The 20719-nt window shown below is 44.2% G+C and carries 19 protein-coding genes; 11 read left to right on the top strand and 8 right to left on the bottom strand.

Features of this window, described 5'->3' with window-relative positions:
- The first annotated feature begins 142 nt into the window (after positions 1-142).
- Positions 143-1159 (top strand): patatin-like phospholipase family protein, encoded by a 1017-nt coding sequence (locus ACJJIS_RS16475; RefSeq protein ID WP_475708580.1) that lies wholly within the window; start codon positions 143-145, stop codon positions 1157-1159.
- 56 nt (positions 1160-1215) lie between these two features.
- On the opposite strand, the gene ACJJIS_RS16480 is transcribed toward ACJJIS_RS16475, so the two are convergent.
- The 3 genes from ACJJIS_RS16480 to ACJJIS_RS16490 form a co-directional block, all read right to left on the bottom strand.
- Positions 1216-3162, bottom strand: a complete 1947-nt coding sequence (locus ACJJIS_RS16480) for an aconitate hydratase (RefSeq protein ID WP_444935114.1) — start codon at positions 3160-3162, stop codon at positions 1216-1218.
- Positions 3163-3783: 621 nt separating this feature from the next.
- Positions 3784-4440, bottom strand: coding sequence for a class I SAM-dependent methyltransferase (locus tag ACJJIS_RS16485; RefSeq protein WP_475708581.1), 657 nt, complete (start codon positions 4438-4440; stop codon positions 3784-3786).
- A gap of 346 nt (positions 4441-4786) precedes the next feature.
- Positions 4787-5182 (bottom strand): DUF4345 family protein, encoded by a 396-nt coding sequence (locus ACJJIS_RS16490; RefSeq protein WP_445363467.1) that lies wholly within the window; start codon positions 5180-5182, stop codon positions 4787-4789.
- Between the two features lie 59 nt (positions 5183-5241).
- On the opposite strand from ACJJIS_RS16490, the gene ACJJIS_RS16495 reads away from it, so the two are divergent.
- Both ACJJIS_RS16495 and ACJJIS_RS16500 read left to right on the top strand, forming a co-directional pair.
- Positions 5242-6009: a helix-turn-helix transcriptional regulator gene (locus tag ACJJIS_RS16495; RefSeq protein WP_475708582.1), complete on the top strand. Its 768-nt coding sequence runs from the start codon at positions 5242-5244 to the stop codon at positions 6007-6009.
- 733 nt (positions 6010-6742) lie between these two features.
- Complete coding sequence (locus tag ACJJIS_RS16500; RefSeq protein WP_475708583.1) at positions 6743-7897, top strand: serine hydrolase domain-containing protein; 1155 nt, start codon at positions 6743-6745, stop codon at positions 7895-7897.
- Positions 7898-8169: 272 nt separating this feature from the next.
- On the opposite strand, the gene ACJJIS_RS16505 is transcribed toward ACJJIS_RS16500, so the two are convergent.
- Positions 8170-8448, bottom strand: coding sequence for a helix-turn-helix domain-containing protein (locus ACJJIS_RS16505; protein ID WP_475708584.1), 279 nt, complete (start codon positions 8446-8448; stop codon positions 8170-8172).
- A gap of 152 nt (positions 8449-8600) precedes the next feature.
- On the opposite strand from ACJJIS_RS16505, the gene ACJJIS_RS16510 reads away from it, so the two are divergent.
- From ACJJIS_RS16510 to ACJJIS_RS16535, 6 genes are all read left to right on the top strand, one after another.
- A complete protein-coding gene (locus ACJJIS_RS16510; RefSeq protein WP_444959510.1) occupies positions 8601-9551 on the top strand; it encodes an IS5 family transposase in 951 nt (316 codons plus the stop codon).
- A 279-nt stretch (positions 9552-9830) separates the two neighbouring features.
- Positions 9831-10142, top strand: coding sequence for a cupin domain-containing protein (locus tag ACJJIS_RS16515; RefSeq protein ID WP_475708585.1), 312 nt, complete (start codon positions 9831-9833; stop codon positions 10140-10142).
- A 258-nt stretch (positions 10143-10400) separates the two neighbouring features.
- The gene (locus ACJJIS_RS16520; RefSeq protein ID WP_475708586.1) at positions 10401-10676 is read left to right on the top strand and encodes a hypothetical protein; all 276 of its coding nucleotides are present in this window, start codon (positions 10401-10403) and stop codon (positions 10674-10676) included.
- Between the two features lie 567 nt (positions 10677-11243).
- Positions 11244-12263 carry a cytochrome-c peroxidase gene (locus tag ACJJIS_RS16525; RefSeq protein ID WP_475708587.1) on the top strand — a complete coding sequence of 340 codons (1020 nt, stop codon included), beginning with the start codon at positions 11244-11246 and terminating at the stop codon, positions 12261-12263.
- A gap of 553 nt (positions 12264-12816) precedes the next feature.
- Entirely contained in the window at positions 12817-13983 is a 1167-nt protein-coding gene (locus ACJJIS_RS16530; RefSeq protein WP_444935106.1) for a patatin-like phospholipase family protein, read from the top strand.
- Between the two features lie 177 nt (positions 13984-14160).
- Positions 14161-15267, top strand: coding sequence for an acyltransferase family protein (locus ACJJIS_RS16535; protein WP_475708588.1), 1107 nt, complete (start codon positions 14161-14163; stop codon positions 15265-15267).
- A gap of 97 nt (positions 15268-15364) precedes the next feature.
- Here the strand turns inward: ACJJIS_RS16535 and ACJJIS_RS16540 are convergent, their stop codons facing one another.
- Entirely contained in the window at positions 15365-15985 is a 621-nt protein-coding gene (locus ACJJIS_RS16540) for a LysE/ArgO family amino acid transporter (RefSeq protein ID WP_282933969.1), read from the bottom strand.
- 130 nt (positions 15986-16115) lie between these two features.
- Here ACJJIS_RS16540 and ACJJIS_RS16545 point away from each other — a divergent pair, with 130 nt between their 5' ends.
- On the top strand, positions 16116-17018 hold the full coding sequence (locus ACJJIS_RS16545) for a LysR family transcriptional regulator ArgP (protein WP_444892969.1): 903 nt from the start codon (positions 16116-16118) through the stop codon (positions 17016-17018).
- An 8-nt stretch (positions 17019-17026) separates the two neighbouring features.
- Here ACJJIS_RS16545 and ACJJIS_RS16550 read toward each other — a convergent pair whose 3' ends face one another.
- On the bottom strand, positions 17027-17902 hold the full coding sequence (locus ACJJIS_RS16550; protein WP_475708589.1) for a nucleoside deaminase: 876 nt from the start codon (positions 17900-17902) through the stop codon (positions 17027-17029).
- Positions 17893-18762 carry a LysR family transcriptional regulator gene (locus ACJJIS_RS16555; protein WP_475708590.1) on the bottom strand — a complete coding sequence of 290 codons (870 nt, stop codon included), beginning with the start codon at positions 18760-18762 and terminating at the stop codon, positions 17893-17895. Before ACJJIS_RS16555 ends, ACJJIS_RS16550 begins: the two co-directional genes overlap by 10 nt.
- A gap of 90 nt (positions 18763-18852) precedes the next feature.
- On the opposite strand from ACJJIS_RS16555, the gene ACJJIS_RS16560 reads away from it, so the two are divergent.
- Positions 18853-19353, top strand: a complete 501-nt coding sequence (locus ACJJIS_RS16560; RefSeq protein ID WP_282933974.1) for a lactoylglutathione lyase family protein — start codon at positions 18853-18855, stop codon at positions 19351-19353.
- Between the two features lie 100 nt (positions 19354-19453).
- Here the strand turns inward: ACJJIS_RS16560 and ACJJIS_RS16565 are convergent, their stop codons facing one another.
- Positions 19454-20659, bottom strand: a complete 1206-nt coding sequence (locus ACJJIS_RS16565; protein WP_475708591.1) for a multidrug effflux MFS transporter — start codon at positions 20657-20659, stop codon at positions 19454-19456.
- Between the last annotated feature and the right edge of the window lie 60 nt (positions 20660-20719).

Genomic DNA, 20719 nt, shown 5'->3' on the forward strand with positions numbered 1-20719 from the left:
TCAGCATGGTGATAGATGCGCCTAACTTATTGATATTATGAGATTTTTTAATGGTATTCAGGGTATATGAAGGATTACCCCTATTACCAAATGCTATGTTTCTAGGGTCGCGTACAATCTACGGAGCCAGAGGGCATCAGCAATGGCTATCAGAATCCTTTCTATCGATGGTGGAGGAATCCGGGGGATCTTGCCAGGCCAGATACTAGTGTCCCTTGAGCACAAGTTAAAGGTGAAATCAGGCAATCCTGACGCCAGGATAGGCGAGTACTTCGACCTGATGGCCGGAACAAGTACCGGAGCAATATTAGGTGCCGCCTACATCTGCCCTAACAAGCAAGGAAAACCAAAATTTTCTGCCCAGGATGCTGTCAGCCTCTACCTTAAGGAAGGCGAGAAGGTATTTGGCTCAGGTTCATGGCCTTTTCTAGAAAAGTTAAAGATATTGAAGGAGGAAAAGTACTGTTCCATGGAGTTGGATAGGGTTTTATCGCAATTCTTTGGGAAAATGAAACTTAGTAATCTATTAAAGCCCTGCTGCTTTGTTTCCTATGATATCAAAAAGCGGGAGCAAGTCATTTTTAGGCAACATTGTGCTATAGTAAAGAGTGAAGACTTTCTGGTTAAAGACCTTCTACTGGGAAGCACCGCGGTACCAACCTATTTTGAGCCAGCACGCATCTTTTCACTCCCCCCATCCAACAATAAATATGTCTTAATTGATGGCGGCATGGTAGCCAGTGATCCTGCTTTATGCGCCTACTCCGAAGCCATCAAATTCAGCGGGGTCTCTGGGATGAAGGATATGGTTATTGTATCTCTGGGTACTGGCAGGCAACTTTCAGGATACAAATACAAGGAGGTTAAAGATTGGGGAATACTCAATTGGGCAAGGCCCGCCATTGATATCGCCGTAAATGGAAGCTCGCAAATGGTTCATTACTATATGAAGCAAATTTCTTCTACCGTAGAGAATTCAAATTACTACCGGATACAACCAAAGCTTTACGCTGCTGACTCAGCCATGGACAATGCGACACCAGAAAACCTGAAGATGTTAAAAAAAGCGGGAGAGAGGAATGCAGAGTATTTTGATAAAGAGCTGGAAGAAATAGCTACTATATTAGTCAACAACCAAGGAAGCCATAGGTATCAGTAATGCTACTGATCGGGACCAGCGCTGGCTTTATCAAATTACAGGCACAGAAAGTCATACTACTTATCAGAGCTTAGGTATTTTTCTCGAACCTGGTTAATCATACCTCCGGCTTCAAGTACTTCAATTTCGTCCTTAGCCAGATCACTCCGTAAGTTAATACAATCTCCAGATGATTTAATAATCAACTTAATTGAATTGCTTAACTTTATCTGTGCAATTGGGCTGTCAATTTCCAGAGCTACACCCTGCTCAAGCCGATCGTAATCATCAAAATCTTCAAATAGCAATGGCAGCACACCGAAGTTAATAAGATTACGCCGGTGTATACGGGCCATACTTTTTGCAATTATGCACCTCACCCCAAGAAAACGTGAAGATACCGCCGCATGCTCACGGCTGGAGCCTTGTCCATAATTCTCACCACCGACAACAAAACAGTCTCCATTGAGCTTCACTGCCCGATCGTAAAATGATTCATCGATTCGTGAAAATGTATAGCGGCTGATGGCGGGGATATTTGAGCGTAGCGGTAAGATTTCTGCTCCAGCAGGTAATATTTCATCTGTGGAAACATTGTCCCCTGCTTTCAGCAATAATGGGCCAGTTAAAATTTTCGGTAGCTTTTCGAAATCAGGAAGGGGCTTGATATTTGGCCCTTTAATTAACTCCACTGCTACTGGGATTTCTTGAGGTGGCTGTAATAACGGACGTATATCAGGTAGATATTCCGGCTCATGGAAGCTGGGGTAGTCCATATCCAGGTCACGAGGGTCGGTGATCACCCCTCTCAACGCACTGGCAGTGGCTACTTCGGGGCTGCATAAATAGACTTGGTCATCTGCGGTGCCGGAGCGGCCGGGGAAGTTGCGAGGGACTGTACGTAGGCTGATACCACCACTGGCGGGAGCCTGCCCCATGCCAATACAGCCGCCGCATCCTGTCTGATGCAAACGAGCTCCAGCTTGAAGCAATTTTGTTAGATCGCCGCTCCGACTGAGTTCTTCGAGCAACTGACGTGAGGTCGGGTTAATGTCAAAGGAAACGTCATCGGCTATTCGGCGACCTGAAACCATACGTGCCGGTATCGCAAAATCTCTCAATCCAGGGTTGGCAGAAGAGCCTATATAGCTCTGGTAGATCGAACGGCCCGCCACTTCTCGGACCGTCACAACTTTGTCTGGGCTTGATGGGCAAGCAATTAGCGGCTCGAGAGTTGATAAATCAATAGTATCTTCTTCGTCGTAACTCGCGCCTTCATCAGCCTTCATCTCGACAAAGTCACTTTCACGATGCTGCTGTCTAAGGAAAGCTCTCACAGCCTCATCCGCAGGAAAGACGCTGGTAGTGGTACCCATCTCCTGCCCCATGTTGGCGATCACATGGCGATCCATCGCAGTCAAATGGGCTAGACCTGGGCCGTGATACTCAACAATCTTGTTGACACAGCCCTTGACGGTCTGCCGACGCAACATTTCCAGAATGATGTTCTTAGCGCTAATCCATGGCGGCAGCTCACCTTCGAGCTTCACACCGAGTATTTTGGGCATTTTCAGTGCAAAGGGGACGCCTGCGATAGCCATTGCTACCTGTAGGCCACCGGCTCCAATCGCCAGCATCCCCATAGAACCCGCTGCACAAGTATGGCTATCGGCGCCAAGTAATGTCTTACCAGGCACATCGAAACAAGCCATCTGTACTGGATGGCTGACACCATTACCGGGCCGCGAGAACCAAATTCCAAATTTACGACAGGCACTTTGCAGGAATATATGATCGTCGGCGTTTTTAAAGTCCGTCTGTAACAGGTTATGGTCTACATATTGTGCTGAAAGCTCGGTCTTGATTTGAGACAAACCAAGTGCCTCAAGCTCCAACATGATAAGTGTTCCCGTCCCATCCTGAGCTAGCGTCTGATCTATCTTTATCTCTATTGGGCTGCCAGGCTCCATTGATCCACTCACAAGGTGGCTTTGGATAAGTTTCTGCGCGAGATTCATAGGCATAAAGGGGTACCCGGTGAGTGAGCTGGAGCTTTCTAGTATTGATGTAACTAGATCTTGATCATTGTAGCTCTAGGGAGCCTCTGAATAACTCCGTGACACCTCTGGCATGCAGAGCGGTTCACAATCAAGGCGCGGCTTCGCAGGAATGTCTAGACCTTTCAAGAAGTCGCAACGCGGAGTGTGAATCGCTCTGCAAGCCCCAAAGGGCGGTCCTTGAAGGCCACAGCTGCTGCGTTGCAGCTCTTGCAAAGGGCTACGGCCATTCCCGGCGAGCTGCGCCTAACATCTGCAGCCTTCAAGGCCCGCAGAGGCATTACGGAGTTATTCAGAGGCTCCCTAGCTTCCTCGGCTGAAGCACCGTTGTAGTTGCAGGACTATGTAAGCGCCAAGGCTATACCCCCGGACTCTTAGTAGCTCTAACATACGCTAGAGCTACCTGAACCGTTTACTTCCGCAGTTTTGTAATCTCTGACAAATGACTGAGTATATGCAGCTACATACGATCGATAGGGGAGTAATCACTAGAAGATAGGGAGTTAATTCAATCCAGAACTTCTATTTAATCAGTCAAAATAAAAAGTGTTCTTCGGAAAGACACAATTTTCAAAGATTGGCAATTGCTTATGGATTCAGCTCACACACAATTATATTAATTTTCTTCTCCACAAGCTGCCCTGTATTACTTTCTCCATACTCACTATGCTTCCCGCGGGATACAACTTTAAATCCAGCGTCAGATAATTGGGCACAAATATCACTTTCATCAAACAGCCTGAATCCATATTGAGTGAACGGTAGATTTTGCATAAAAGATTTATCGCCAAAAGCCAGGCATAACTTTCCTTTAGTCGCTAGTACTCTGGAGATCTCTGCTAGATGAGTTTTGAGGGTGTCCCAAAAGTATATTGTGTGTACGGCTAGAACCTTATCGAACTGTTTATCGGCAAACGGCAGACTTTCTGAGCTACCAACTAAAAAATCCATTTGCCCCGACTCTATATATTCAAAATTTAGACCCTTTGCGGTTGCAACCATATCGCTCGACCAATCAATACCGGTATAGCGGACACAAGATCCCTTACGAATTACGTCGACTGCAAATTTGCCATTGCCCGGACCAATTTCTAGAACAGAATCACCATCTACCACATTGAGGGCTGTTAAAGCGGTAAGATTCGTTGCTTCATTCGCTTTGTTCATTTGCTGCGCGGTTTCTGAAGCCAATGTACCAGATGGTTTTCTAAGCTGCTCAGCAATGAGCTTTGGATCTTTTGACATTACTATTCCTTCAGCGTCAAAAATAAAGTACTAACCAGATAATTTATTCTTTAAATTAACCAATCACTTCCTAGTTAACCGTTTTGTTTTCAATATAGATGTAAAATACAACTTATTCTACACTATCCTATTCCTCAATATCTATATCGATTATGTTAGGTAAAAAATAGGCTCAGGCAGAATACCTATTAAGATATTCTGCCTGCGCATCTCAGTATTTCCTACAATGCAAATCACTTCAATATGAAAATTTGTTTTTTAAGTACCCCTATCCAAAATAGATTGCAAATTAAGCAAACTAGAACTTGTTATCTTTAATTTGGTTAGATTGCACTTATAACGACATTTAAGCATCCGTAGTATGTGCCATGAGCTTGCAAGCAATTATCATAATGACAGTAGCTACAATTGTTGGGACCACTGTAGGGATAAGTTCTGGATAAGATCCATCAATAAAATAGCCTACTAATCGGCCAACTAGAACCAACATCAATGCAATAAATCCAACCATAATATAGTCCACGTTATATCTTATCGCTCCAAGAAGAACCATTGCCCAAATTGCGATTGTTGTCCCACCCCAAAGAGAGCGAATACTCGATAGCCCACTCACAGAATCAATAGGCCCGATAAATGTGTGGGCCAGCATGACAGATGGACTAATCATAAGCACCAATCCAGTCCCCATAAAAAACAGGGCTAAGATACCTAAAATACACCGTCCAATAGTTGCCTTCGCCATATACCCAAAACCTCCAATCAATTTGTAATCATTCAATATCACCGAACGAGGTGTAGGTTATGGATAAATATGACACTATATGGCATATTTTGATAACTATGCGCACATCTACCCTCTCACGAATAGATAGACTTGAAGTTATCACCGCCCGATTAAAGTCGGACGAACCCATCACGATTGGTGAAATTGCCAAGGAAGTGGGCGTTAGCATTCGGACGCTGAATCGAGATATAGAGGTGTTGAGAAGCCGAGGCTTGCCGATTGAAACGGATGTGGGACGCGGTGGTGGAATCCGTTTGGACCAGCGCTGGGGCGTTGGTCGTGTCAACTTAAACTATACAGAGGCTGTTGACCTGATGATCAGTTTGGCTATTGCTGAACAGATGAAGTCCCCCCTCTTTATGGCACACCTAAGTAGCATCCGCCACAAGGTAATGGCTTCCTTTTCATCGTCCATGAAAAGTAAAGTGAATGGTATAAAGGCACGTATCATCATCGGAAACTCGGCTTCCGAGGTTGTGCTCTCAAATTTCTTAACTCCAAAGCGTAAAACTGTCGAGAAGCTCCACCAAGCTTTCTTAATGCTTCAACGCATAAAGATCACCTACTGTGACGAAAGCGGAAAAGAAACACTACGAACTATTGAACCCCATTACCTCTTTCTTAGTTATCCCGTATGGTACATCCTAGCCTGGGACAAGCTCCGTGAGGATATTCGGGTATTTCGCTGTGACAGGATTAGGAAAATTCAGGCTCTGAATGAAGACTTCAAGCTAATTCCACTTATTAAATTTAAAAATAAGAGAGATAAAATACCTCCATCGTAAGGTCATTTTGTTTAAACCTCATCGAAAACTACCTTAGAGCAGTATAAGTAATTCTGATAGGCCCGCCCAAGGTCTTTCAGGTGATCGCTCCGAAAATTTTGGCCGTTTTAGCCTGACCCAGTATGAAACGTGCCATCATTGCTGATAACACCAAAGAACCAAAACTACCTTCTGACTATCCGTTTGGCGCAAAGCCCAAATTGAGCAAGAACTGGGCTTAGACTGAGCAATTACTTTTTAGTGCTGCCTTCGGGCAGCTGGCTTCCCCACTCTTAAAATCTATCAATATGAAAAGTTCTAGAAGACCCTTAGGGTTGTATGCAGGTATTTACTACTGCGGCTTATCTGGTTTAGATATAGCAGACCATCAACAATTTACTATTTCCAATAATCTTATAAATGCATGACTTAAATGAATTATTTGATATTTTTTTAAAAGACACTCTATCAAATGCTTTTTATCCTATTCATACCCTCAACTTCTTTTACAAGCTTTGTACAAACAGCTTCTTGGTATTAGAAGGTTATAAATATCATGATTACAGTATAAATTACCCCTAATAGTTTTCCGGATAGAATTTCCCCCTCACAATTACATACTTTTTAGGAACTTAAACAAAACGATCCAGTCAGAAATCGAAGTAGTACGCCAATAACCTCGAAATTTCGTACTACTTTTAGCGGCAACTAAGATCTGACTCAGTTTTCAAGTTACTTTTAATACAGGCTTATCATGATGCATAGTCGGCACACAAAAATTATTTCAAAGATTTTTCTTACAATCGCACTCTTAGCAGTAACCGTTGCTGTACGTGCAGACGAAGCGCTGCAGACATTTCTCGAGCAGACACTTACCACAGCACGTAACAAAAACGATCTTCCAGCCGTCGCCGCGCTGATTCAAATCGATGGCAAGACCGCTGCTATAGCTGCAGACGGTTTTCGTGCACATGGTCATATGGAACCAGCCACTATCGATGATCGTTGGCATATTGGATCGAATACCAAGGCGCTAACGGCAACAATGATCGCACGCTTAGTTGAGCAAGGTGTCATGCGATTTGAGGATACACTCGCTGATTCTTTTCCCGCTTTCGCAAAAAATATGGATCCCGCTTACCGCAATATTACGATCACGCAATTGCTCAGTCATACCGCAGGCTTACCATCTCTGACCGACGATAGTGAATTTCCTCAATTTGAAGACTTAATTGAGTCAGTACCCAGTATTCGGGCGCAACGTATTGCTGTTGCACGCAGTTACCTTGCAATGCAACCTACATCCGCAACTGGTTCATTTAAATACTCCAATCTCGGTTACATTATAGCGGGTGCCATCGCCGAGGCACGAACAGGCAAGACTTGGGAGGATCTCATCAAGGAACAGGTCTTTACTCCGCTCGGCATAAAAAATGCTGGATTTGCTGCGCCCGGATCCTCTAGCAAGTTGGACCAACCGCGCGGTCATAAAAAAACCTGGTGGGGCAAGCTCGTACCACTCGATCCCGCTGACATACAAAGTGATAATCCTCAAGCGCTCGGCCCTGCCGGCACAATCAATATTTCTCTTAAAGATTGGACACTCTTCGCAGAAGACCAACTCAATGGCGTACATGGCCGCGGTAAATTATTGAAGTCCGAAACTTATCGCAAACTACACTCACCCGTAAATGGTAATTACGCACTGGGCTGGGGGGCATTTTACGATCCAGAGTTATTGCTGCTTACACACACCGGTAGTAACCTCTATTGGCTCACCGAGGCACATATCATGCCGAAGCACAACATAATTTTTCTAATCGCAATGAACTCTGCTGATGATGCTGCAAAAAAATCAATGGAAGATATCCGCAATCTTCTTATGGAGCGCCTAAAACCATTTGAGTGAACCTAAAAAGCGGACTTGTCTTGACATGTCCACAATCCAACGGCTACTGGGATATATACTTGATAATTAATTAAAGTCAGCAGCGCGAATCAGAAATATCTATGCGCTCTGGAAAAAGCTTTACGCCTGCCTCAGAACTTGCCCGTTTACAATAGGATTTGGTTTTCCTTGGCAGACGTGACCTCCAGTTAAGTCGACGGGTCCAGCGGTAAATTGTTGAACAGCTAACCGCTTTAGTACACCGTTCAAGCCGCATTCGCCCAGCGATTTGTTCAGGGCTTGCATTTTTTTAGCTGGAAGTCGATTTGTACCTGCATGGCAAAGTCGAGCTTGGTGTGCTTAAGAGCTCCGTGCCACCATTGCAGTGCCTGACGATAGGTACTCTCGGCACAGTAGGGGCTGTAACGACCAAGCTCGCGAGAGATGGTCTTATTGGATCTATGGAGGTGTTGTGCAATGGTTCGAGCTGAATAGCTCTGCCCGTTAAGAGCCTCATTCTGGTATCGTTCTTTTAAGCTCAGCTGGTTGGTACGGGTTCCCATGAGGTTCATGGCTTGTTTGTGTGGAAGCTTACTAGCCTACAGCCAGCTGGCCTCCCTCGCTATTGCCAAGTGTGTCGGTTGTTATGGGAATCTAGGGAACCTCTGAATAATTCTGAGTCAATTTGGTAATATTCACCTACCCATCAAGACTACGATGAATCATGCACCAAGTCACCTTTGCCGAAGCAGAATATAAGCTAAAGCGTCGTATAACTCGCCGAGAGAAGTTTCTTTCTCAAATGGAAACCCTCGTCCCATGGCAGCGACTAGAAGCTCAGATCACTCCTTGTTACCCACAAGGTAAACGTGGCCGACAGCCATATCCATTGAGTGTCATGCTTCGTATTCATTGCATGCAGCTATTTTACAATCTCAGTGATCCCGCTATGGAAGATGCACTGTATGAAATTGAATCCATGCGTAGTTTTGCTGGATTGACTTTGAGTAGCCCAATTCCCGATGAAACAACGATTCTTAACTTTCGCCACTTACTGGAGCTCAATCAGCTAGGTGCAGCTCTTTTTGATGAAATCAACAAACACCTTGCTGAGAATGGGATGGTACTGCGTGAAGGCACGATTGTAGATGCCACTATTATCTCTGCGCCAACTTCAACTAAGAATGAAAAGAAAGAACGTGACCCGGAAATGCATCAAACAAAGAAAGGCAATCAGTGGCATTTTGGGATGAAAATGCATATCGGGGTTGATGATGTGCTCGGAGTAATACATAGCATAGATACAACAGCAGCGAATTCGCATGATGTCACAACCACAGAGCGAGTTCTCCACGGGGAGGAGAAAAGAATCTGGGGAGACTCTGGGTACATTGGTGCGGAGAAACGTGAAGAGTTGAAAGAGCGGGAGGCGGATTGGTATATAGCAATGAAGCCGAGCAAGCTAAAAACTCTTCCAGGGCGTGATGCACTCCGTAAAGCGGAAAAGATCAAGGCGCAGATAAGAGCGAAGGTCGAGCACCCCTTCCGCTACATCAAACGGGTATTTGGTTATGACAAGGTCCGCTATCGGGGACTGGTAAAAAATACTGAGAGGCTGTGCTTACTGGCAGGCTTTACCAACTTATTAATAGGGAGAAAATACTTGGCTGCCTAGGGGTGGTTCGCCTGAAACCCACCTATTGAGGGTTTCAGATGAAAAATTAGGGGACTATTACGCGAAAATTACGCGTTTGTGCGTAATAAAGTGAATTTTTCAAGCAGCTCAGCTTAATTCTGGAAAAATGCTTCGTTGATCAGAGGATCCCTAGGAACAAATCAAAAATGCAACTCCAAAAATAATAAAACAGTTTTGGAACTATAAGGGCGGTGATTTACTCTACCTACAGGAACTTTAGCCCAAAGCTATTTATACGCACTCAAAAAGGAAGCAGAGATGCCAGGCAGTTATCCAAGTAAATTTAAGGAATTACCTCTCTATGATGGTCGCTTTGATGCTTACAAGCTTAAGGCAGAAAACAGTGATGTTCTTTTCGCATCATATCCAGCTGGAACGTTCATTCCACCCCATACTCATGACACAGATAATCATGGCGTTATCACAAAGGGGGAACTAATACTCACCATGAATGGTGCCACCCAACGGATTGGTATTGGACAGTGGTACCATGTACCAGCACATGTAGAACACTCTGCGACATTTGATGTCGAAACCGATGAGATCGAATTTTGGTTTAAAGATAAATAGGATTAAATTTCTACTACAGATCAATTTACATGTATAAAACTATAAATCTTGAAAATTAAGCTATTAAACGGTAGATATAGTTTAATAGCTTAAGATATCGTTTTGGATAAAGATATTACTTGGAGACGCGATGATGATCCTAATACTATAGCCACCGGGGATCTTTATCCCGTCAACAGCCCTGAATCATTGGATAAGGGAATAATTTAAAATAACCTGTTAATTTATAGGCAATTACACTAAACAGCCTAGAAATATATGTGGAAATTCATACTTGATTTTATAAATGGTGCTCTTGGTATAAGTTCCATTGAAAGTGGTGAGAGAATACCCCTAGAGGAAGAACGCTTTCCATCCGATGGAATCGTACGCGCACCCTCTTTTGATTCGATTCCGCACAAACAAGAACCTTTGTCCGGCTCAGTCCGCCCAAAAGAACTTGGTGAGGTAGTAGAAGTCATGGTTGGTGTTGATTATCCAATTTACGGTGGACAAACGATACTCGTTGCCGATTTTGGAACTTACACAATTTAGCTGCCCAGCCCTTGCAGTGGAATAATCGAGGAGACTCTTATTAAGCCCGGTAGCTTGATAGGTAGCGAAACGCCTCTATTTAGAATACGTAGACTAATATAAAAGTTAACCAGATATAACAATAAGATTAAAAGCTTCCTAAAACCTAAAGGTCCTACCTAAAAATTTAACCACATTCAGATAGTTATGGAGTCATTTATCGTTCGAGTAAATATTACTCCACCAACCGACTAGCAGAAATACGAATCATTTCTCTTTAGAGATACTGATAGCTATCCCCTAAACCCTACGCTTTCTCGCCATCTCAGAAATTGCCCTGCAATTTTCAAAGGCAAATAGCAAGACTTCAATCTCTCCAAACCCAGTGCACTCAATGTATAGTCCGAGTTCTGAATAATATCTGAAAAAGTATTTTGTGAACGATTCTGGATATTCTAAAAATACACGGATTTTTTTGTTAAATCATGGTATCAGCCGAACGAGCTTCCCTATATAGTGTCGCCGCCTAGCTTTGATTAAAAATAGGTTAGTTGTCATTGTTTTTTGAGATGTGGGAGAGATACCAAAGTGATTAAGAAAATTTTTTCGAAAAGAGATCTCAAGCTTCCAATCATTGGCGGCTTGATAGCGGTAGCAAGCTTACTATCAACAACTGTATCGGCAACGGCCGAAGTTGATATAAATCAATTACGTCAACAATCAAAAATTATGTTCGGCACTCTCTCAGAAACTATGCCAGGCAGTGAGAATGACACCCCAGCGATGGTTGAGCTTGGAAGAACACTGTTCATGGACGAACGGCTTTCAGTCAATGATAGCCAGTCCTGTAACAGCTGCCATCAAGTAGGGAACTACAACGGCTCGGGTGTCGACAATGAAGCGACATCACCGGGAGCTTTACCTGGTACCAAGGGTGATCGAAACTCTCCAACGGTCTGGAATTCCGGATTTCAAGTGGCTCAATTTTGGGATGGTCGCGCAGAGGACCTGAAGGAACAGGCCAAAGGTCCAATTCTAAACCCTGTAGAGATGGGAATGCCTTCAGAAGAGGCTGTTGAGGCAAAGATTTCAAAAATTGCCGAATATCAAGAAAGTTTCAAACAGGCCTTTGGTAAAGAGAATGCTATCTCTTACGACAATATTGCTGAGGCTATAGCTGCGTTTGAGCGCACACTGATTACAAATGATCGTTTTGATGATTTTATGAATGGTGATGATCAGGCTATGACAAAAAGTGAGTTAAAGGGCCTGCAAACCTTTATCAACACTGGTTGTTCAGCATGCCACAATGGTGCAACCTTGGGTGGAAACATGTACCAGAAGATGGGGCTGGTCAACCAATATCCATACCAGGAAGATTTAGGTCGTTATAAAGTTACAGGCCTTGAAAACGATAAAATGATGTTTAAAGTTCCAATGTTACGCGACGTAAGCAGAAGCGCTCCTTACTTCCACGACGGGCGTGTAGAAACCATCGAGCAGGCAATTTACGATATGGCTTGGTACCAATTGGGACAGAAATTAAGCACACAACAAGTAGATGATATTGCAACTTTCCTAAACGCATTGGAACATCAAGCCCATTAAGTTATTTCCCACCCTTCGGGGTGGGCCCCTTTCACTCTAATCAATTTTGGCTAGGCTCGCGGGTTTTCATTCACTAGCTAATTGATAACTTATAACCATTCAACCTTGCGGATACTTTGTGTATCAGCCACACTCAGAGACAGCATCCAGTAGACTAAATGGTTTCCTGATTGCCGACCAGCTTATAATATTTAGCGCTCCACCAATACTTATATCAAGCCAGTAAATTGAAATCCTAGGGAAATGTGCAGGCTTCAGCCACCGACTTGGGAGAGTTCCATTAAATTACTGTTCACTACCTGGGCTTTCAGTCATCAGATTACTTTATGTGCTTTTCGCTGTAAAGATAGTGAAATTTCCCGTAAGAGCCTCAGAGAATAGAAATTACGCCCCCCTCTTACAGATAAAAACCGCTCATACTGCTTGATCCCTTGCCACAACCCAAAAACAAGACAATAAAACAGCCTTTAGTATCTTTTAAATAACGCAAAGAAATAAAACTTATCTACTTTGCCACACTCTCTGTATTAAGGTTTAGAGTATAGGCAGATCAATGAAACTTCGGCTAGCGTCAGCCTTCACCATACTAATTATCATAGCGTTTTTAGGCTTGGTGTACGTCTACAATTACCGACTGACCCAAAGTATTCGGTTTGATGCCCACCCTGTTACAAAAGAGTTCATCAAAAGTAATGCTTCCCTTAAAGACAAAGATACTATCAACATCCTTATCATAGATGGCGGTGGAATACGTGGTTTGATACCACTCTATGTTATTCAACATATCGAAGAACAGACCGGCAAACCTATTGATGAATTGTTTGATGTCTTTAGTGGAGTATCCACTGGTGCCATCATCGCTACTGGTCTCAATGTGACCCAAGAATCATTTGAAGATGATCACCCAGGAACTGAAAACCTAAAATCTCAAAGTGATAAAATCATTAATATTTATAAAAAAGATAGCAGATACGTATTCTCCGTACCTTGGTATCACAAATTACTAACCTTTAATGGTTTTATCTCCCCCCGCTTTAGCGGTGATCGCTTAAGCGAAACCATGGAAAAAAATTTCACTGACAAATTAAAATTTACGAGCCTGAAAAACTACGTCATCATCCCCTCCCTCAATATTCACATGGGCCAGCTTCAATTATTCAAGAATCGTGGCGAGGCAATTACTAAGCTACCCACCAATACACTCTACCAATTAGTTACAGCCGCAGCTAGCGCGGAAACAGTATTCCCCCCCGTCGATTTTATGACTACCGGACAAGACATACATCATCAGTATTATGCCGATGCTGGCGTAGACGCTAACAATCCCACCAGTATTGTATTACGTGATATTATCAGGGAGTTCCCCGGAAAAAACTATTATGTACTAGTCCTTGGGGCTGGCACGCAACCACTAGCTACCACGGAAACTGACTATAGAAGCCTAAAAAACTGGGGGCAAATTAACTGGATCCAAGACCTAATTTCAAACGTACAAAGGTCTATGGATAATCAACAGTTATATACACTGGAAATTGCGAAATCTCTCACTCCTGAGGGACGGATTAATTATAACTATTTCAATGTTGAACTTGTAAATCCATATGTTGACCCGTTTGACTACAAGGCAAGTAATAAGCTAAAAGTTTTATCAGACAGACTTATCAGGGAGAATAAAGCCGAGATTGATCAAGTCGTCGAGAGGCTCAAAAAAAATGGATAGCGCTACCGTTAATCAATCATCACTAAGATGCTTGGGTCTAGACTAGTACACAGCAAATACAGACAACTATTACCTTTCTTCTTGACAATTCTCAGCTCTCAGGCTTTTGCAAGAGGCATAGTTATCATATTCTGGGCGGAATGAAAGTACACTGACCAAGGGTATGGTCCATCGGTAATGAACACACGCCTTCTTAATCTCGATGTGCTACGGGGGCTAGCTGCAACTTTGGTTGTCTGGCAACACAGTAGTGAAGTATTTATCCGCAACCCATCCATCGCCCAGCACGGCTCGGCACTGGCTGAATTTATCAGTCAACTGGATTTTGGCCGGATAGGTGTACTTTGCTTTTTCCTAATATCCGGCTTTGTCATTCCCCACAGTCTTCTTGCATCTAATCATACTCTTAAGAGCTTTGCTATCCGCCGCTTCTTCCGCTTGTATCCTGCTTACTGGTTATCTTTGACTGCAATTATCGGACTTACATGGTTGCTCGCTGGCCGAACATTCTCTGCATCTACCATTCTTGCCAATACCACAATGCTGCAAGGCCTTATGGGGTTTGAAAGTGTTCAGATTCTATATTGGACTCTCACTGCAGAGCTGCTTTTTTACTGTCTCTGCGCACTGATGTTCACCCTTCAACTACTAGGGAATCCCAGATATCTATTCTTAGTGTGCTGGGGGGCACTATCGGTATTTGTCAGCATGCAACTTTTAGGGCAATCATCCACTCCAATTTCCCAGCTTCCCGCCACCACTACTTACCTCCCCTTTGCTATCGCAGTTATGTTCTGCGGAACCCTACTCAGGTATTGCTACGAAACAAGGCGCGGTTATCGTTATATGCTTTGGGGCCTGGTTTCGACTTTCTCGATACCACTACTCGTTATGGCCATGCACCTACTAGGTAAGTCGATCAGCGAAACTCCCCTCCGCTTTGTATCATCTCATTTCATCGCTTTAGCTATCTTCCTCGTTTTTGTATTACTTCCACCAAAGCCAATACGACATTTAGCCGCTCTGGGGACTATCAGTTATTCCATTTACCTGTTTCATTTAATCGTTGTCTTTGTCGTCAGCTGGGCCATAAGCCAACCTTGGGGACAAGGGCTTACAAGTATGTCTCTATCCACGTTGCTCGTGGCAGTAACACTACTTAGCTTCGCTTTAGCGGCAGCCATTTATTGGTTGGTGGAGAGGCCTTGTATGCAATTTGGGCGCTATTTGAGTGATCGAAATAGCGGGTTAAACAAGTCAGGGGAAATGTTAAGGGGAAGTTAGTGTGGAGAACTATCGGAATAAGTTAGGGGCCTGCAAGCAAAAAAATAGCCGTAGACTTATTAGTCTACGGCTATTTTTAGCAGCCATTATTGAGTGTCTACTGCGCCCACAACAAGCTGATAGCAATGGTCCACATCATAATGCCCACCAGTACATCGAGTACCTGCCAGGTTCTGGGGTTCTTAAATAGCGGCTGCATCATACTGCCACCCACTGAAAGAAGGGTGAACCATAGCAGGGATGCACTACATGCCCCTAGCACAAAAAACCAGGTTCCATTGCCAGCATACTGCGCCCCTACTGAGCCAATCAGTACAACCGTGTCCACATACGCGTGTGGATTAAGCAGGGTTAAGGCTACCGCGGTAATCAATGCAGAGCGGCGGGATTTCATCCACTCTTTTTGCTCTCCAAGACCTTTATTAGTGAAGGCCGAACGGAAAGCCATGGCACCGTAGGAGAACAGGAAAGCAGCACCGAGCCAGGTCAGCCAGATCATCCAGTCGCCACCCGCTTGTGCGAGATTTGCAACCAGGAACACACCACCTGTAATCAATGCAATATCCATCAGTACGCATAAAGCCGCGATACTAAAGTGATATTGTCGACGGATACTCTGCGTCAGCAGAAACGCATTCTGCGCTCCGATCGCCATAATCAAACTGATGGTAGTCAAAAAACCTTTTGCGAGCGGCGCCAGCAACAACCCTGAAAACACGATGCCTCCTGTGCTTCATTCTCTAATTTGGAAGTGCCCGCAGGGCTGCGGGCCTGAATAGTGGCGCGAGATTAAGAGTCAAACTAGAATAAGTAAACTTAATTATACTGATCCCTCATAAGAAATTCTTATGCTAGACCTAAAGCAACTCCAAGCCTTTGCCTTTGTCGTAGAGGAGCGCAGTTTTGACAAGGCTGCCGCCCTACTCCATGTCAGCCAGTCTGCGATTTCCCAACGAATCAAAGCCTTAGAAAGCCAGGTTGGCCAAGCCCTATTGATACGCTCCAACCCTTTGCGACCCACTGAAGCCGGCCTCAAAGTGTTGGGGTACTACCAGCAAATGCACTTGTTACAGCAAGAGCTTCTCACTGATATCGATCCAGAGGGAGGCAAGACCCGCTATAGCAACCAGAATAAGGTTCGTATCGCACTGAATGCAGATAGCTTGGATACCTGGTTTCTGGCTGCCATCACACCATTGATTCGATCCCAGCAGTTGCTCGTGGATCTAAAGGTCGACGATCAGGACGCTACCCATGAATTGCTGAAGAATGGTGAAGTCATTGGCTGTATCAGTTCAACAACCAGTAACCTCCAGGGCTGCCAATCGGTACTACTCGGTCATATGGCCTATTACCCTGTATGCACCAAGGCCTTTAAGAAGAAGTTTTTTTCAGACCCGATTAAGGTTGAAGAGCTCCACTACGCTCCCACAGTGGAGTTCAACTATAAGGATCAATTGCAGAGTCGTTACCTTAAACAGTTTTGGGGCGTGGAGACCGGTCAGTACCCATCTCATGAAATCCCCTCTTCAAAGAGCTTCCTCAGTTTCTTAACTCTGGGGCTGGGTTGGGGAATGGCACCAGATATTCAGATCGCCAGCCTGCTAAAAAGTGGAAAGTTGGTGAAACTCGCTGAAGACCAGTATTTGAAAATTCCTCTTTACTGGCATGTTTGGAACTTAAAATCGAAATTGATTAAAGAGATCACTATCAACCTCACAGAGCATGCTCGAAAAGCTCTAAACCAATAGTCGAATAGTTAGTGATGGTGCGACTGCCAGGATGGACAGTAACCCAACTGCAGTTCACCATTTTCCAGCTGTTTTAGGGTTGAAAGTGCTTGGCGATATATATACCGATTTTCCTTATGCCTAATATCCAGATTCTTGAAGTTCCGAAAAGCTTCCTGATAAATTTCTTTAGCATCGCCACTCAATAGGAAGCTAACAATATAGTCTCCATGTAGTAATTCATAATTAAAGTAAGCCCCATCCAGCTTCTCTTTCTGTAAAAGCTTCGATGGTTCTGAAGTTATACGGCGAGTGTAATAATTTCCCGGTTTATCTACGATACACTGAGAATGCTCATAGCCACAATTTTTGTCAAAACTTTGCTTAAGTCGTTCAATACTTTGACCATAGTCTGGATCAGTTTGCCCGTATACAACACCTGAAACGCCCAAAAAAATCATCATTCCGCTACACATCATACAGGGCTCTAAAGATGTGTAGATCGTAACATTGGCTTTGGTCAAATATTGACTTTTTTCTCCGAGACATTTCTCTGATAGACACTGCTGCATTAAACGCACTTCAGCGTGTTGAGTTTTGTCATCGCAACGCAAAACTGAATTTAGTTGGGCCCCGACTATTTTCTTGGCATCATTATCAAATAAAACCGCACCAATATTATGGCCTCTTTTATTTTTATCAGTAGGCCTGACCCAATCCTGGAATACTATAGAATAAGCCAACAACATCAGTATCTTATCCTGCTCATCCTTAACACTCTCAGCTTTAGCTATTCCCACAAGAGAAAGTTGTGATAGAGCCAAAAATAACAGGGAGCGAAACAACCCGGTATTTTTACCAAAAATGTTCAGCTTTTTGATACTTAGGAGCCCGATTAAAGCCATTTCTCCATTTCACCAATAATAAACCTGACTCTGGCGGGTACAAGTTGAGTGCGCCTAAGCGCCAAATACAGTGTCTCACTAACGGGATTTTCAAGGCTATGTGCCTTAATCAATTTCGGCTTTCGAAATGCACTTACCGCATAGGCGGGTAAAACTGTGAAACCCAATCCCATACTAACGGGCTCCAGGATTAAGCTGATCTGGTTGGAAAACCCTTTTTGTTGAAAAGCTTCAAGACTTCTAAATTGTGGGAAGTTCGCTCCCAATAATAGACTCGCATGGTGTATACCGTCAGGATGGCCTATGTACCCCAGCGCTAAAAGCGACTCCCAATCTGGGGTTTTCACTTCAGCCGGCGTCACTAGCAATAACCTTTCACTGGCGATCGGCCGACTGTCAATCTCCTCTGCTTGTGGCGGGCTGGTCATTAATCCAATATCAGCGCCGTTTCCCGCAATGGCCTTCTCTACATCCAGGTTGGGTGCGAAACGACAGCTAATCGATAACCCCTGGTGGATCTTCTGCAGGGACAACAACTTGGGATAGAGCTTCAGCCCCACACTCCCGGGGCACATTACTCGTACATCCCCATGGTGGGGAGGGTCTTCACCAACAATTTGTCCCAGACTGGCAAGCTTCTGAATAATCCCCTGCCCTTCCCGATAGAGCCGATCACCAGCATCCGTGAGAGTGAAGTGTTTACCCTGTCTAACTAACAGAGCGACACCTAAGTGCTCCTCTAACTTGCGTATATGCTGACTGACCCCAGACTGAGTCATATGCAAGCGATCCGCCGTACGAGTGAAGTGCCCCTCTTCAGCTAAGGTACAGAAGCTTCTTAACCACACTGGATTTATCATTACGAATTCTACTTAAAAATATTACAAATGATAATTATACGTAATGAATCAGAAGCTGTAACTTAACCGCATTCAACAAAGGAGACAGCTATGAGTAACGCATACCCGAGAACCTTTTCTCATATCGGTATTTCAGTGCCAAACCTTGAAGAAGCTGTGAAGTTTTACACCGAGGTACTTGGTTGGTACCTGATTATGAAGCCCACAGATATCACAGAGGACAAAAGCGCTATCGGTGAAATGTGCACCGACGTATTTGGCCCAAACTGGGGTAGTTTCCGCATTGCTCACTTATCGACAGGGGACCGGATTGGCGTAGAACTATTCCAGTTTAGCAATCAGGAAAACCCAGAAGATAACTTTGAATACTGGAAAACCGGGATCTTTCACTTCTGTGTGCAAGACCCCAACCTGGAAGAACTGGCGGATAAGATTGTAGCGGCCGGTGGTAAAAAACGTATGCCGGAGCCCCGTTATTACTACCCCGGTGAAAAGCCTTATCGCATGATTTATATGGAAGATCCTTTTGGCAACATTCTGGAAATTTACAGCCACAGCTATGAGCTGATCTACAGTGCTGGTGCCTACTGATCTTAAGCACTCCAGAATTCACTCAGCATCACTCGAACGATGCTGAGTGAAATGCCAGCACAGAGTTATTCAGAGGCTCCCTAATTTATTTTGGTATTACTCAATCGCTCTGGTCTGCTGTGATGCTGACTACATTACGCAAAACTAACCAGGAAACCACAAAGGCCAAAATTCCACACACCGCAATTACCCCAGCAAGCGACCCTGGTGTTCCATTAAAAACCAAACTGGTTATCAGGATAGCTACAGCCCCGATTGACAACTGCATAGTACCAGCCAGGGCAGAAGCCGTTCCCGCTATAGGGCCATGTCTTTCCATGGAAAGAATAAATGCCGTCGGAAGAACCAAACCAAGAAACATATTACATACGATAAGCATACATATCAGTAGTACGAGATGATCAAAACCGGCCTCTATCACTAAACACATGGTCACCGAGCTTATTACAAATCCAGTCACACCCCACTTCACCAGCTTCACCATCCCTAAACGGGCACCGAAATTTGCCGAAAATTGACTCGACAAGAAGAAACTAAGCGCATTTAGAGCAAAAGCAAGACTAAATTCGGTTGGGGTCAATCCGTAGTAATTCGTATATAAGAATGAAGCTGCCGCAAAAAAAGCAAGTACACTGGCGAAGCCAAACCCTCCTATACAAGTAAGCCCTATATAGATGGGGTCACGTAGCAATATCGAATAAGACTCAAGCAGCGCACCTATTTTAAATGGTATGCGCTTATTCACTGGTAAGGTTTCGTGAAGGCTTGTAATAGCAAGTATCAAACTTAAAAAAGTAGCAATGGATATCCCCCAAAATATGCTGCGCCAACCAAACGAAATTAATAGCAGACTACCAATTAATGGCGCCAACATAGGAGAAATTGAAAGGACAAGAATTGCTGTCGTAAGAAGGCGAGTTGCTTGAGTACCCGTATAAGAATCTCGAATTATTGCACGGGGAATCGACATTACCGAGGCGGCACCCACTCCTTGTAAGAAACGGAAGGCAATTAACCACTCGATAGTGGTTGCCAGGGCACAACAAATAGATGCGAAAGTAAAAACCAGCAAACCAAAATAGAGCGGCGGTTTGCGGCCAAACATATCGGAAGCGGGGCCATAAAAAATCTGACACACCCCGAACGCAATAAAATAAGCCATCAACGTATAGGACGCGACCTGGGTTGAGGTGTCGAGGGCCTTTGTCATCGCAGGTAATGCAGGCAGATACATATCAATGGCCATAGGACCAACAGAGCTCAAAAGCCCCAGGATCAACGCCATTTTTATAAAGCCTGAGTTCATCCACAGTCCCTATTGAACCAACTCCACCTTGGCACCTCTACAAGACACCTCTCACAATTA

This window comes from Microbulbifer maximicatervae (SeqCode) (assembly GCF_056231245.1).